Origin of the sequence: Tolypothrix sp. FACHB-123 (genome assembly GCF_014697075.1) — a bacterium.
Lineage (GTDB): Bacteria > Cyanobacteriota > Cyanobacteriia > Cyanobacteriales > Nostocaceae > Aulosira.
In genome coordinates, this window is the sequence record NZ_JACJRE010000003.1 from 220946 (window position 1) to 234346 (window position 13401).

Genomic DNA, 13401 nt, shown 5'->3' on the forward strand with positions numbered 1-13401 from the left:
TCCTGATTCCTACTAATTGCAGATGAGGATAGGTAATTACATGAGGAAAACATTAATGTTTGGCAGCTTACATTTACACGACAACTAAAGTGCAGAGCTTCATGACTAGCCAACCTAAAGAGGTCGATTTTCTCGTTACTTATTTAAATGAAATAGCAATAGTGCAGGTACCTACCAGATTGACTGTGCTTGAAGGCGTAGAATTCAAGCAAACTTGCCAAGAGTTAATCCAGGAAAATGCACAAATCAAGCAAATCACTATTGACTTTCACCAAACTACTTTTATGGATAGTAGTGGTTTAGGTGCCCTGGTCAGTAATTTCAAAACCGCCAAGGAAAAACAAGTATTATTTATACTATGTAATGTAACTCCTCCGGTAATGGCAGTCCTCAACCTCACAGGATTGGATCGAGTTTTTTCTATTGAATCCTCGGATATTTTACCGCAAACAGAACAACATAATCATCCAAATGCTCAGGTATCTTCTACGCGTAAGGTTGAACAGTTACCCACTACTCATCCTTCTGTAGCATCTTGGATGAAACGGTTGATCGATATTTTGGGAGCATTGGTAGGTTTAGTAATTACAGGAATTTTGCTGATTCCCATTGCGGTTGCTATTACAATCGACGATCCCGGCCCCATTTTCTTTAGCCAAACCCGTTGTGGTTGGATGGGAAAGCGTTTTGAAATTTGGAAATTCCGCTCCATGTGTGTGGATGCAGAAGCTAAAAAATCCCAAGTACAAAATCAAGTACAAGGTGCTTTTTTTAAAAATGAAAGCGATCCTAGAGTGACAAAAGTAGGACGATTTTTACGGCGAACTAGTCTCGACGAATTGCCACAATTTTGGAACGTTCTTCAAGGTGATATGAGTTTAGTTGGTACTCGACCCCCTACACCTGATGAAGTAGAACGCTATGAAGTACCAGAATGGCAACGTTTAGATGTTAAACCTGGGATGACAGGTGAATGGCAAGTAAATGGCAGGTCAAAAGTACGTAGTTTTGAAGATGTAATTAGCTTGGATTTGCAGTATCAAAAGAATTGGAGTCTACTGTACGATCTGAAGCTTATTATCAAAACTATATTGATTTTATTTAATAAAAACAGCGGTGCAGTTTAGCTAATTACCTACATTTTTTAATATTTTAAATTTGTTGGTAATTCATAAATCACAAAATTAATCTGTGCGTCTCGGTTGAATTTCTTCTGAAACGCATAGATTTTTTTATATTTATATCGCTCTCTTTGAGCATTTAAAGTTCTTACTTTCTTGCCTGGGTCGCCTTGAAAAACTTCATGTATCGCATAATTTTAATTTAGGGACAAAAAATGTTATGCCTAATCCTTTTAATTAAAAAAATCTATTCTGATAAAATAGCTATCTACCAAAATATTGCTGATATAAATTACAACTTATCATCACTTGATTATTTCGCATATTCACCAGCCCCATACTATGTAACTTAAAAGCCTGTACTTGCTCTAGCTCTATTGGTGCTTTTGCTTTTAGTACTTGCTTAAAAGCTGTGGCTAGTTCTGAATGCTGTTGTAAATACCATAAGTGTTGATGGAGATATTCACTATAAATTCCTGTATCAGAAGCTGCGGTTTGTATCAGTTGTTCCCAAGTTAAATCTTGGTGTGCTAGATGGTAAAAAGCCACACGTAGTAAATAAGGATGACCGCCTACCAGCCACATGAGTTCGGCTAAATCGCCTATTGAGATATTGAGTTGATGACGCTGGGCTAAATCTTGGACTTGCTCCCAGCTAAATGAGGATAATTGCACTGACAAGCCTACCTGAAACGGGGATTGATGAATAGTTAATGGAATATAAACTTCTGTAGAGTTACTAACTAATATTCGGAGTTTTTTCCATATATCACTATCTTTAGCTTCCTCATGCCAAGAACGCAATAGAGATAAGAAGTCTTGAGCAATTTCTGGATAATCAAAAATTTGGTTGACTTCATCTAAAGCCAATACTAGAGGATTTTCGATTTGTAATAGTAAATACTCTTGTAAATAAATTGTACAGTTGGCTTTACTACCTAAATCCTCATCCCAGTAATCATCTAACCTGTTTTTAAGTTTAAGTTTGTGAGTAATATTGGCACACATCCAGCGCAATAATTTATTGATATCAGTCAAAATTTTTTTATCTGCTTGTAAAAAATTTAAGCTGACAGTTTGGTAGCCTACTATAGATGCATGAGCAAGAATCCGAACCATAAAAGAGGTTTTGCCCATCTGTTTGGGTGCTTTAATCTGAATCAGAGAGCCTGGATTGATTATCTCTTGATAACATCGCTGTTCATTAGGAACTCGCTCAATATAAAAGGTAGAATTTAAAGGTACATAACCTTTTGGTATTTCTAAATCGACTATTTTTTGATGAGTTGCTGTTTTTAATTGTGTTAATGAAGCATCTACAATCTTTTGCGTAGCGATCAACTGCATCTGCCCGCCATAATAAGGCTCAAGTCGCTTTCTCAATCTTGCAATTAGTTTTTGACATCTAGTAGAGCTTTGATTTGCTTGCCGCCTTTCTACAACGGCTCGAAGATTAGTTTTATTGACTTTTTCCCCTAGAACGTCTGAGAGTAGTCTCCATAATTGCGGGGCTACAGTTTGTTTAATATAACTTGCAGAATATTGGAATTCTTCAGCAATTTGATTATAAGTCTTTCTTTGACCATCCCAAGATTCTTGCAAGACAGCGGTTTGAATATCCGTTAGAGACTTTCCTGTCTTGACATAAACTAATTGTTCGACAAATTTTAATCCTCCTGCGAGATCTTTCATAGTCACTTCAGGTACAGAGCAAATAGTATATTTTATACTAATCTATACGGATGTAAACTGGTTGAAAATTGCGCGCAATCTTCTAAGTTTTAAGAAAACTTATACCAATTTAATATGAAGCTGCATATAATAGAGGAAACAAACTCGATAAATTAAAATAACCATGAGCCGCCCTTTTAAGATTGAAATCGCAGAAAGCGAAGAAGAACTTAAAAAACGTCTACAAACAGCTAACTTAGGGAGTCAGAAAGAAAAACTACAAATGTTGTGGTGGATAAAAAGCGAGCAGGTTAAGGAGCAGCAAGAAATTGGAGAACGCTTGGCGAAAGATACCTCAACTGTGACAAGGTGGTTGCAAAAGTATAGATCGGGTGGGCTAGATGAATTATTGTCAATCAAAAAAGCGCCAGGAGCAAAACGGAAAATTCACTCAGCAGCGATCGCAGCACTTGAGGAGGAGTTAAAAACAGGAAAAGGTTTTAGTAGCTATGGTGCAATAGTCGAGTGGCTAAAGCTTGAGCAAGGTCTTGATATCGAGTATGCAACAGTTTATGCATGGGTTCGATATCGATTAGGGGCAAAACTAAAAGTACCACGTCCTCAAAGCCATAAGCAGGATGAAAAGTTGGTATCTGAGTTTAAAAAAAAACTCGGAATTATTCTCAATTGCTTAGAGGAACATCTAGCGTCAGGAAAAAACGTTCATTACCTGTGTCAGGATGAAACGAGGGTAGGATTAAAAACTCTCACAGGAAAAGTAATTACGGCTTCTGGAGTCAAGCCAACTGTATCCGTGAAATGGCAGAGGGAAAATTTTTGGATTTATGGTGCAATTGAACCATTAACAGGACAACATTTCCACTCAAGTTTACCCCAAACTCAACGGTAACTATTTTCAACAATTTTTAGACTGCCTATCACAGCAATTAGGTTCAGACTATGCAATTTTACAAATTGACCAAGCTCCTGCTCATGTAAGTTGTGCAATCAATTGGCCTGAAAATATTATTCCCCTATTGCAAGCACCTCATTCTCCTGAACTTAATCCAATTGAAAGGCTTTGGCAGTTTCTCAAAAAATCACTTCATAATGAGCTTTTTCCTTCTTTGCAAGATTTACGCGATCGCATACAACAATTGTTCGAGCAATTAACATTTAAGCAGGTAATGTCTATCTCCTCTTATAACTTTATTTTAGAAGCTCTTTTCTATGCAGCTTCATATTAAATTGGTATTAGCTCCGAAGCTCAAAATAAAAAATTGCTGTCTCTTCCCAAGGAAAAAACAGCAGTAATCATCAGAGGTTGGCAATAAGTAAAATGTATTAAGCTATACCTTTGCTGTGGCTTTTAATCTTTGTCTTTGATTGAGCATAGAACCAGCAGCTAAAGCACCAAAAGCAACTAAACCTAACCCAGAACTAGACTCAGGTACTCTCTTAGGTGGAGCAGTGGTAATTCTAGCGTAAAGGGAAGCTGAGTTACTTTTACCTTCTTCGGAGATGAAATCTTTTACAGGGGTGCCATTGGGAGATTGACTAAATCCTACTATCTGCAAGGTATACTCTACATCGGCAATACTGAAGGTGTTTACGTTCTTTGGAGTAGAGAAGGTAATTTTATCAGAGCAGCCATGACTGTTTTTCCCATAAGCGCATGATGGGCTGGAGTTGAGCGTTTCGTCAATATTAAAGCTAAAGTTGAAAGTCTGTGATGCAATATCGGTAAAGTTTAAATTAAGTCCAAGATTTACTTTTGAGGCAGCTGTTCCCGCATTGATCACGTTGTTATAGTGTGTCAGAGTCCCAATTTCAAATACTTCATTCAGATCTAAATTTAGTCCACTAACTCCTTCAAATCCTAATCCACTCTGACCATTTTTTCCCTCTCCCCAACGTACTTGGTTCTCTGTATCTTTGGAAATAAGTGTTGAATTGACTGGAAATTCATTGAGTATGGTTCTTGGTAGATCTTCTTTATTTTTTTTATTGTCGCTATTATTGATCCTTGTTGATTTTCCAATAAGGGTCTCTGGAACTATAGTCTGTTTACTTGTTGTATATGTTGTATATGTCTTACCTGTGTTTACATCTTTTGCATTTGTTTCAATTTTTGTAATTTCCTCAACTATTTCAATAGTTTTTTGAGTTTTGAATCTTTGATCCTTTTTAGCTTCTTCTATTAATTGTCTAGTTGTTGTTTGTATTATCTCTGTTGTAACGTCCTGATATTTGACGTTAGTTCCACCAACTGGATTACTCCAGGTACCAGAAGAAGAGGCTGTTAGGGATAAAGCATTAGCTGATGGAGCCAAAAATCCTAATGCGGTGGTGGCAGTAATCGCAAGGGAAAACTTTGTCAGAGTATTGAAGGTTGCCATAGAATTAATCATTTACAAAAGGTGAATTTTGAGACTGGAGATGCTTGCTCAAAAAAAATTATGGTTGTTATAGCTTTCTTGAATAGACATTGCAGCAACCTAAAAAGAGCTGAATCTGACTACTAAGAAGTATCTGAAAGTTTGTCGGAAACTATTCAATTTGAGAGAGGCATATTGCTCGCAGTACGCTTCAAAAGCAGCCGGAAATTCTTCAGGAATATATTGATGTAGAAACGAGTCTACTAATAGTTATATGGACTGCTTTTTTTTGGAAAACTCTAGATACTAATTGATTATTTATCAGACTAAATTCGGTAATTTTTTTCTGTACCCTAATAACTTGAACTATTGTTATCAGTATGTCAACGGAGATTAAAAGGGTAAATATATAAATGTTCGTATCTTGCTATAGTGAAATAAATAAGAGTTGTTTTTATCAAGTCTTTAATTGAACTATTGCTAACTTTTTATAGGTTTTAATAAAAAGCTTGACAAATTTTATTTAATGCATATCAAACTCTATATGCATGAATAGTGATAAACGTCAATATATACAAGTTATGATCTTTATTTTTAGACAAAAGATCTCTAGGTTCTGGTTGCTGGACTAGGATCATTCACCATGAAAGTATGTACTTGTAAGGTTGCGATCGCCTGACTTGTCTTCTTGGCTAACCCTGCTGTGACGCGAAACAGGAAGTTAGTTAGATTGCGAAGCATTGCCAAACGAATATAGCAATTTATCGGGAAATACTGATTTTGCGATCGCATTTTGTGATGTGAGAGTGCGATCGCTCATCAGATAATTATTTTATTTACTTTAATAAGTACTCAATTTCCTCATCACTAAAACCAAATTGCCGAAAAATCCTCAAAACATAAGCAGGAGACATTTCTCCTGCACCCATATATATCCCTCTTCTTATAAGCTCATAATTAGGTTAAAGCAATTATTACTAGCTCATAGCTGTAGGCGTACCTAAAATCTTTTCAATACAGGGTATTTCTTCCAAAAAATGACTTGCCCTTCATCCTCAAGAGATTAACATCTTTTTTACTTCATCTAAAGACACAGAATGGCTGTCTTTTTCTTCCTGTTTTGCTTCTCGTAAATCTCTTAAATCTTCTAAATCTTCTAACAATTCTTGAATTTGCAAGAATTCTTCGTAGGGCAGAACAGCAAATTCCTTTTGCCCATTTTTTGAGATAAATTCAGGATGTAATTCAATCATTTTTAGCCTATCCTCTTACTCATAAGCCTTACTATGATGTTTAACCCTATAAATCATTATAGTTTGTTCTTCAATTTCAAACAAAACTCGATAATCACCAACTCGTAATCGGTATTCTGGAGTAAAGTTAGTTAAGTGTTTGACATCGCCTTGCAAATTATCTTGCATTGCTTCGATTTTAGAAATTATCCGTTCTCTACTATCGGTAGAAAGTTTAGCCAAATCTTTAATCGCTTTGGGTTTAAATTCTATTTGATACTGCACATAATTTAACCTTTTAATTACAGCAAAGGTGAGCTAAGAAGCCCACCCTAATTACACTATACCAATAAAGCTTGCTGCTCCTTAGTAATCACTCGCCCTTCATCCTCAAAGCCGACGATTTGATCGAAGTTCAAATAACGATACAAATTATCAGCAAAAGGATTAATCTTTTTCGCCACAATATCCAAGTATTCTTGTACTGTGGGAATGCGTCCTAACAATGCACAAACTGCGGCTAATTCTGCGGAACCTAAATACACTCTGGCACCTTTACCCATGCGATTATTAAAGTTGCGGGTAGAGGTAGAAAATACAGTTGTGCCATCAGCAACTCGCGCTTGATTACCCATGCATAAACTGCATCCTGGCATTTCTGTTCTCGCACCCGCAGCACCAAAAATGCTATATACACCTTCTTCTTTTAATTGATTTTCGTCCATGCGGGTTGGTGGTGCTATCCACAGACGTGTTTTTACTTCACCTGCGCCTTCTAAAACTTTCGCTGTTGCCCGATAATGACCGATATTTGTCATACAAGAACCAACGAATACTTCTTGTACTGGATCGTTAGCAACTTCCGATAATAATTTCACATTATCGGGGTCATTGGGAGCGGCAACAATTGGTTCTTTGATTTCGTTCAAATCAATTTCAATGATTTCGGCATATTCTGCATCTGCATCGGCTTCAAGCAATACAGGATTGGCTAACCATTCTTCCATTTTGGCGACACGACGCATGATAGTACGCTCATCGTGATAGCCTCTGGCTACCATGTTCTTTAACAGCGCAATGTTAGAACGCAGATATTCGGAAATTGTTTCTGTACTCAATTTAATTGTGCAACCTGCACAGGAACGTTCTGCGGATGCATCTGTTAATTCAAAGGCTTGTTCAACTTTTAAATCGGGTAAGCCTTCCATTTCTAAAATTCGCCCAGAGAAGACGTTTTTCTTGTTCTCTTTCTCTACTGTTAACAATCCTTTTTGAATAGCGACGTAGGGAATAGCGTTAACAATATCTCTGAGGGTAATTCCTGGTTGTAATTCTCCTTTGAATCTTACCAAAACTGACTCTGGCATATCCAAAGGCATGACACCCAAAGCCGCAGCAAAGGCTACTAACCCAGAACCTGCGGGGAAGGAAATACCTAAGGGGAAGCGGGTGTGAGAGTCGCCACCTGTACCGACGGTGTCGGGTAATAGCATCCGGTTTAACCAAGAGTGAATGATACCATCACCAGGACGTAAAGCAACCCCAGCACGTTGGGCGAAAAAGTCTGGTAAGTCGTGATGGGTTTTGATATCCACTGGTTTGGGATAAGCTGCGGTGTGACAGAAACTCTGCATCACTAAATCAGCACTGAAACCGAGACAAGCTAGTTCTTTTAACTCGTCGCGGGTCATGGGGCCTGTGGTATCTTGGGAACCAACGGTAGTCATGATCGGTTCGCAAGATGTACCGGGGCGTACACCGGGTAATCCGCAGGCTTTCCCTACCATTTTCTGGGCGAGGGTGTAGCCTTTACCTGTATCTTCTGGTGCTTGGGGACGGATGAATAAGGTGCTAGGTTCTAAACCAAGTGCAAGGCGAGTTTTGTCGGTGAGGGTACGCCCAATTAACAGCGGAATGCGTCCACCTGCACGAACTTCATCGAGAATTGTATCGGGTTTGAGGGTGAAGGTGGAAATAACTTCGCCGGCTTCGTTGGTGATTTCGCCTTTGTAGGGATGGATGGTAATCACATCACCGGTTTCTAACTTAGTGACATCACACTGAATTGGCAAAGCACCAGCATCTTCAGCTGTATTAAAGAAGATAGGCGCGATCGCACTTCCTAAAATATATCCCCCAGCGCGCTTGTTGGGAACAAAGGGAATATCATTTCCCATGTGCCACAATACAGAGTTAATAGCAGATTTCCGCGATGAACCTGTACCAACTACATCCCCAACATAAGCTACAGGATGTCCTTTTTGCTTTAACTCGGCAATGGTTTTTAAGCTTCCCGGTTGCCGTGACTCTAACATCACTAAGGCGTGTAAGGGAATATCCGGGCGAGTGGTAGCACTTTGGGCGGGGGATAAATCATCGGTGTTGGTTTCCCCTGGAACTTTGAAGACTGTCACGGTAATTGCTTTGGGGAGTTGGGGACGAACAGTAAACCACTCAGCTTCCGCCCATGAATCAATTACGCGCTTAGCAAAGGGATTGGTTTTTGATAGTTCCAAAACATCATGGAAAGCATCATACACCAACAAAATTTTACTTAAAGCATTAGCGGCATAGGCGGCGATGGGTTCCTTTCCTTGTCCCCCCATCACCAAGGGGGTTTCGGAAGATTCTGAGACAGACACGGTGGGAGTTTGCAGCAATTCAATTAAAGATTGCACATTGTAGCCACCTACCATTGTTCCCAGTAATTCTACCGCTTGGATACCCGAAATTAAAGGGCTTTTAGTTTCACCTTTAGCGATCGCAGTCAAAAACCCAGCTTTCACATAAGCAGCTGCATCAACTCCAGGGGGTACGCGATCGCGCAATAAATGCAATAATGTATCTTCTTCCCCTTGAGGCGGATTCTTCAGTAATTCGCACAATTCTGAGGTTTGTTTTGCATCTAGCGGTAAAGGGGGAATTCCTAATTCTGCTCTTTCAACAACGTGTTGACGATATGATTCCAACATTTTACACTCCAAATATTCGCCACAGATGGTTTTAGTGTTTATAATCACTGCCTATATTTCAGGAGATTTCAAGCTTACAAGTCTTTATCGACAGTATCAACTGCTAATAAGTCTCCCTACTTGAAGTTTTTGGTCTGGCCAGGACTTATAATTATCACTGTATAGCTACTTTTGCCAATAAATGCTATTTGAAAATAATTTCTGAATTAGCATTTCTCGACTTGGTTGTGTGTCTATTCATCAGATAAAATATTTCCTTTGTAAGTTAAGTTACATTCCTTTTGTATATGTCCAAAACATACACCGTTGAAGTTATCCATCAAGGCGAGAGTCATACTTTACAAGTCCCTGAAAACGAAACTATCTTAGCAGTTGCGGATAAAGCTGGTTTAGAATTACCTAGTTCTTGTCATGCAGGTGTTTGTACAACTTGCGCAGGGAAAATTATCTCCGGAACTGTCGATCAAACTGACGGTATGGGTGTTAGTCCAGATTTACAAAAACAAGGTTACGTGTTGCTTTGTGTAGCTAAACCTCTTTCTGATATCAAAGTAAAAACAGAACAAGAAGATACACTTTATCAACTGCAATTTGGCAAAGACTAATTAAAGAATGAAGTATTCAGGCTAAAGGATGAAATTTCTCTTTTAATACTTCATCCTTTATGCTGATATCAGTTATTCTAGAAACACAGTTCGCGAGAATAAGCAACAATGACTACCCATTTTATTACCGCAGAAATCGACCTCCAAGAAACTCCCACAGAGTTAGAGCAAGCGATCGCCGCCGAATTGCAAAAACAAGGTGAACCTTTACGTTGGGCGATTACTGCTGTGGATACAGAACAACAAAAGGCTACTGTGGAAGCTGTTGTCACTACAGCAAGTGCAGAGTAACGAGTAACGAGTAACGAGTTCTGAGTAGTTGAACATGAAACAAAAGTTAAACTACTGATGACTAATCTGACTACTCAGCACTCAGAAATTGGTATGCAACGTCCATATACTGCTATTTTAATTGTACCAACTGGCGTTGGAGCAGCAATCGGCGGTTATGCCGGGGATGCTTTACCAGTAGCCAGAGTTATCTCACAGGTGTGCGATCGCCTGATAACCCATCCCAATGTCCTTAATGGTGCAAGTTTGTACTGGAATCTACCCAATACTTTCTATGTGGAAGGTTACGGACTTGACAAATTTGCCGCAGGTTGCTGGGGTTTGCGTCCCGTCCATAAAAATAAAATAGGTTTGCTTTTAGACCAAGGGATAGAGCCGGAATTAAGGCTGCGACACTTGCAAGCAGCAGATGCAGCCAGAGCTACATTAGGTTTAACCCTGACAGATTATGTAATTACAGATACGCCATTAAATATAGAATTACGCACATCACCATCAGGGATTAGTTGGGGAACCATTGGTAACCCCGATAGTTTATTAAGAGCAGCAGAGGTATTAATTAAACAAGCTGGTGCAGAAGCGATCGCAGTAGTCGCCCGTTTCCCCGATGATATGGAAACTGAAGCAGTCGAAAACTACCGCCAAGGTAAAGGCGTAGATATTTTAGCAGGTGCAGAAGCCGTTATTAGCCATTTAATCGTGCGTACCTTTCAAATTCCCTGCGCCCATTCTCCCGCATTAGCTGCCGCTCCACCAGAGGCAAATTTATCTCCCCGTTCCGCCGCTGAAGAATTAGGCTATACTTTTTTACCGTGCGTACTTGTCGGTTTAAGTCGCGCACCGCAATTTATCATAGAGAAAGGAACGAGCAAATATCTACCAGAAGATATTTGGGCAGAACAAATTGATGCTGCAATAATACCAGCAACCGCTTGTGGTAGTAGTGCAATTCTCAGCTTAAGTCAAAGCCGATGCCAAATTATCACAGTTGCGGAAAATCAAACTCAAATCCAAGTTCCTCCTCAACCTTTAGGGATCAAATCCATCCCAGTAAGCTCCTATTTGGAAGCAATCGGTGTATTAGCCGCACACAAAGCAGGTGTCGATCCTTATGCTCTCCATCCGCAAATAAATTCTTTAAACCAACTGAATTATTAGTCAACAGTCAAACACTTATAGGTTATTTCGCCCTGTCCCCCTTGTCTCCCTTATTCCCCTAAATACCCGTGGTTGAACAACAAAAACAAGAACCAGAAATTCCTTACCTAACACGCATCCAAGTACTGGGAGCGATGGGAGCGACTGCTATCATTTTATGGATAGTCGCCAAGTTGTGGTTGCGCTTTGGTGGAGTGTCGATATTTCCTTGGCGTTGGCATGAAAAAGATTTACTCTTAGGGGTAGGGTTGGGATTAATCATCACTACTTTGAGTGGTTTAACTTATCGCTTGATTCCTGCTTATCGTAAAAGTGCAGATTATTATTTAGATTTGGTACTCAAGCCTTTAATTTTATTAGATATTATTTGGTTGGGATTGCTACCAGGATTAAGTGAAGAATTATTATTCCGAGGTGTAATGATTCCCGCTTTAGGTGCGGATCATATAGCTGTCATTGTCTCCAGCCTTTGTTTTGGTGTATTACACCTGAGTGGTTCGCAACAATGGCCTTACGTGCTGTGGGCAACAATTGTTGGTTTAATCTTAGGATACGGCGCACTATTAAGTGGTAACTTATTGGTACCAATTATTGCCCATATTATCACTAATTTGATTTCTAGTTATATGTGGAAGTTGCGCAAAGCGTAAACAAATAATTAACTAAATCTATTGATATTTTCGCTGCAAAATGTAGTGGTGGACATTGCTCACCACTACATAATTTTTAAATTTTAAACATGATTGAGGATCAGCGATCGCCTTTGTGCCGCTAGGGCGATCGCCTGTGGTAAAATCCGATGTTCCTCAATTTGAATCCTGGCATGAAGAGTTTCTGCCGTATCATCTGGTAAAATTGGCACTGCTGCTTGCATGATGATAGGGCCGCTATCTACTTCCAGACAAACTAAATGCACCGTACAACCAGTAATTTTTACTCCCGCAGCTAAAGCCTGTTCTACTGCATGGATACCCTTGAAACTTGGTAATAAGCTGGGATGAATATTAATCATTTGCTCCGGAAAAGCATCAATTAAAACTGGTGTTAACAGCCGCATCCAGCCAGCTAAAATTACCCACTCTACATCATACTCTTGCAAAGTTTGTACAAGTTGCCCATCAAATTTTTCTCGATTTTTGTAATCGCGGTGATTTAATAATACCGCTTCTACACCCCGATTTTTAGCTTTTATTGCCGCTTTAGCATCAGGGTTATTGTAAATTAAAACTTGAATTTGCGCGTTCAGCTTTCCTGTATCAATAGCTTGAGCCACCGCCTCAAAATTGCTGCCATTTCCTGAAGCGAGAATACCTAACTTTAAAGGCTTGGTAGATGCAAATTGATTACTAGAAATAGAGGGAGAAATTAAACTACTCGTAGCCGAATCAACAACAGAACGATCGCTCATAAGTTAAGGTCAATAATTTGGATATTTTCTGGTAAGTTGGGATTATCAGAAACTTTAGTAAATAAAGTTGCTGTACCAGAAAAAGCTGTAGGTCTAGGTTTACCTGGATCGGTGTTATCTAATTGCACTCTTAACTGACCATTAGTAGTAAATTCAAAAATTGTGAGTGCCTTTTTTTGATCCTGAGAAATAATGACATCAAGATGCATAGGCTTTGAAGTTGGGTTAATGCTGTACCCAAATTCCACAGCCATCGGCTTTTGTGAATTAGGGGAAAGAATATATAATTTACCATCTGGTGAGAACACAAAAGTAAGTATTAACTCAGATCCAGGATCTTTACTTTCCCATTGACCTATTATTTGCTGTGCAATTGGGTTTGTTGGCTGATTTGTCGCTGGTGCAGTTGGAATTGGTGTTGCTGTTGGTTGAGCCAGCACAGCCGTGTCCAAAGTCATTGATAATGCTATAAGTAAGCACTTAGTCAGCATTGAACTGGCGATCGCAAATCTGCCAAAGTAGGGGAAAATTTGAGGCATTCGTTTAAGCCAAATCGATTGACAGG

15 protein-coding genes are annotated in these 13401 nt (G+C 39.2%); 7 read left to right on the plus strand and 8 right to left on the minus strand.

The window, feature by feature from the left end:
• Window positions 1-101 precede the first annotated feature (101 nt).
• Window positions 102-1127, plus strand: a complete 1026-nt coding sequence (locus H6G41_RS03555) for an anti-sigma factor antagonist (protein WP_190743653.1) — start codon at window positions 102-104, stop codon at window positions 1125-1127.
• A gap of 258 nt (window positions 1128-1385) precedes the next feature.
• On the opposite strand, the gene H6G41_RS03560 is transcribed toward H6G41_RS03555, so the two are convergent.
• Window positions 1386-2813, minus strand: a complete 1428-nt coding sequence (locus H6G41_RS03560) for an AAA-like domain-containing protein (RefSeq protein ID WP_190743655.1) — start codon at window positions 2811-2813, stop codon at window positions 1386-1388.
• Window positions 2814-2976: 163 nt separating this feature from the next.
• Here H6G41_RS03560 and H6G41_RS03565 point away from each other — a divergent pair, with 163 nt between their 5' ends.
• Entirely contained in the window at window positions 2977-3702 is a 726-nt protein-coding gene (locus H6G41_RS03565; protein ID WP_190743657.1) for an IS630 family transposase, read from the plus strand.
• Window positions 3668-4039 (plus strand): transposase, encoded by a 372-nt coding sequence (locus H6G41_RS36155; protein ID WP_190743757.1) that lies wholly within the window; start codon window positions 3668-3670, stop codon window positions 4037-4039. The genes H6G41_RS03565 and H6G41_RS36155 overlap by 35 nt, the downstream gene beginning before the upstream one ends.
• 102 nt (window positions 4040-4141) lie before the next feature.
• Here H6G41_RS36155 and H6G41_RS03575 read toward each other — a convergent pair whose 3' ends face one another.
• From H6G41_RS03575 to acnB, 5 genes are all read right to left on the minus strand, one after another.
• Entirely contained in the window at window positions 4142-5203 is a 1062-nt protein-coding gene (locus H6G41_RS03575; RefSeq protein ID WP_206756938.1) for a THxN family PEP-CTERM protein, read from the minus strand.
• 576 nt (window positions 5204-5779) lie between these two features.
• On the minus strand, window positions 5780-5911 hold the full coding sequence (locus tag H6G41_RS35645; protein WP_277878014.1) for a hypothetical protein: 132 nt from the start codon (window positions 5909-5911) through the stop codon (window positions 5780-5782).
• Between the two features lie 314 nt (window positions 5912-6225).
• Entirely contained in the window at window positions 6226-6423 is a 198-nt protein-coding gene (locus H6G41_RS03580) for a type II toxin-antitoxin system Phd/YefM family antitoxin (protein WP_190743661.1), read from the minus strand.
• A 15-nt stretch (window positions 6424-6438) separates the two neighbouring features.
• A complete protein-coding gene (locus H6G41_RS03585; RefSeq protein ID WP_190743663.1) occupies window positions 6439-6687 on the minus strand; it encodes a type II toxin-antitoxin system RelE/ParE family toxin in 249 nt (82 codons plus the stop codon).
• A 56-nt stretch (window positions 6688-6743) separates the two neighbouring features.
• Complete coding sequence (gene acnB, locus H6G41_RS03590; protein ID WP_190743665.1) at window positions 6744-9374, minus strand: bifunctional aconitate hydratase 2/2-methylisocitrate dehydratase; 2631 nt, start codon at window positions 9372-9374, stop codon at window positions 6744-6746.
• A gap of 287 nt (window positions 9375-9661) precedes the next feature.
• On the opposite strand from acnB, the gene H6G41_RS03595 reads away from it, so the two are divergent.
• The 4 genes from H6G41_RS03595 to H6G41_RS03610 all read left to right on the plus strand — a co-directional run bounded on the left by H6G41_RS03595 (window position 9662) and on the right by H6G41_RS03610 (window position 12078).
• Window positions 9662-9979, plus strand: a complete 318-nt coding sequence (locus tag H6G41_RS03595) for a 2Fe-2S iron-sulfur cluster-binding protein (RefSeq protein ID WP_190743667.1) — start codon at window positions 9662-9664, stop codon at window positions 9977-9979.
• Between the two features lie 108 nt (window positions 9980-10087).
• Window positions 10088-10270, plus strand: coding sequence for a hypothetical protein (locus tag H6G41_RS03600; RefSeq protein ID WP_096643360.1), 183 nt, complete (start codon window positions 10088-10090; stop codon window positions 10268-10270).
• Window positions 10271-10363: 93 nt separating this feature from the next.
• Complete coding sequence (locus H6G41_RS03605; protein WP_190743759.1) at window positions 10364-11428, plus strand: DUF3326 domain-containing protein; 1065 nt, start codon at window positions 10364-10366, stop codon at window positions 11426-11428.
• Between the two features lie 68 nt (window positions 11429-11496).
• Window positions 11497-12078, plus strand: coding sequence for a CPBP family intramembrane glutamic endopeptidase (locus H6G41_RS03610; RefSeq protein ID WP_190743669.1), 582 nt, complete (start codon window positions 11497-11499; stop codon window positions 12076-12078).
• An 83-nt stretch (window positions 12079-12161) separates the two neighbouring features.
• Here the strand turns inward: H6G41_RS03610 and purN are convergent, their stop codons facing one another.
• Window positions 12162-12836, minus strand: coding sequence for a phosphoribosylglycinamide formyltransferase (gene purN / locus H6G41_RS03615; protein WP_190743671.1), 675 nt, complete (start codon window positions 12834-12836; stop codon window positions 12162-12164).
• Entirely contained in the window at window positions 12833-13375 is a 543-nt protein-coding gene (locus H6G41_RS03620) for a hypothetical protein (RefSeq protein ID WP_190743673.1), read from the minus strand. The genes purN and H6G41_RS03620 overlap by 4 nt, the downstream gene beginning before the upstream one ends.
• Window positions 13376-13401: the final 26 nt, after the last annotated feature.

Excerpts from the sequence above, each read along its gene's own strand:
- H6G41_RS03555 (WP_190743653.1), top strand. The coding sequence starts at position 102 with ATGACTAGCCAACCTAAAGAGGTCGATTTTCTCGTTACTTATTTAAAT.
- H6G41_RS03560 (WP_190743655.1), bottom strand. The coding sequence starts at position 2,813 with ATGAAAGATCTCGCAGGAGGATTAAAATTTGTCGAACAATTAGTTTAT.
- H6G41_RS03565 (WP_190743657.1), top strand. The coding sequence starts at position 2,977 with ATGAGCCGCCCTTTTAAGATTGAAATCGCAGAAAGCGAAGAAGAACTT.
- H6G41_RS03575 (WP_206756938.1), bottom strand. The coding sequence starts at position 5,203 with ATGATTAATTCTATGGCAACCTTCAATACTCTGACAAAGTTTTCCCTT.
- H6G41_RS35645 (WP_277878014.1), bottom strand. The coding sequence starts at position 5,911 with ATGCTTCGCAATCTAACTAACTTCCTGTTTCGCGTCACAGCAGGGTTA.
- H6G41_RS03580 (WP_190743661.1), bottom strand. The coding sequence starts at position 6,423 with ATGATTGAATTACATCCTGAATTTATCTCAAAAAATGGGCAAAAGGAA.
- acnB (WP_190743665.1), bottom strand. The coding sequence starts at position 9,374 with ATGTTGGAATCATATCGTCAACACGTTGTTGAAAGAGCAGAATTAGGA.
- H6G41_RS03595 (WP_190743667.1), top strand. The coding sequence starts at position 9,662 with ATGTCCAAAACATACACCGTTGAAGTTATCCATCAAGGCGAGAGTCAT.
- H6G41_RS03600 (WP_096643360.1), top strand. The coding sequence starts at position 10,088 with ATGACTACCCATTTTATTACCGCAGAAATCGACCTCCAAGAAACTCCC.
- H6G41_RS03605 (WP_190743759.1), top strand. The coding sequence starts at position 10,364 with ATGCAACGTCCATATACTGCTATTTTAATTGTACCAACTGGCGTTGGA.
- purN (WP_190743671.1), bottom strand. The coding sequence starts at position 12,836 with ATGAGCGATCGTTCTGTTGTTGATTCGGCTACGAGTAGTTTAATTTCT.
- H6G41_RS03620 (WP_190743673.1), bottom strand. The coding sequence starts at position 13,375 with ATGCCTCAAATTTTCCCCTACTTTGGCAGATTTGCGATCGCCAGTTCA.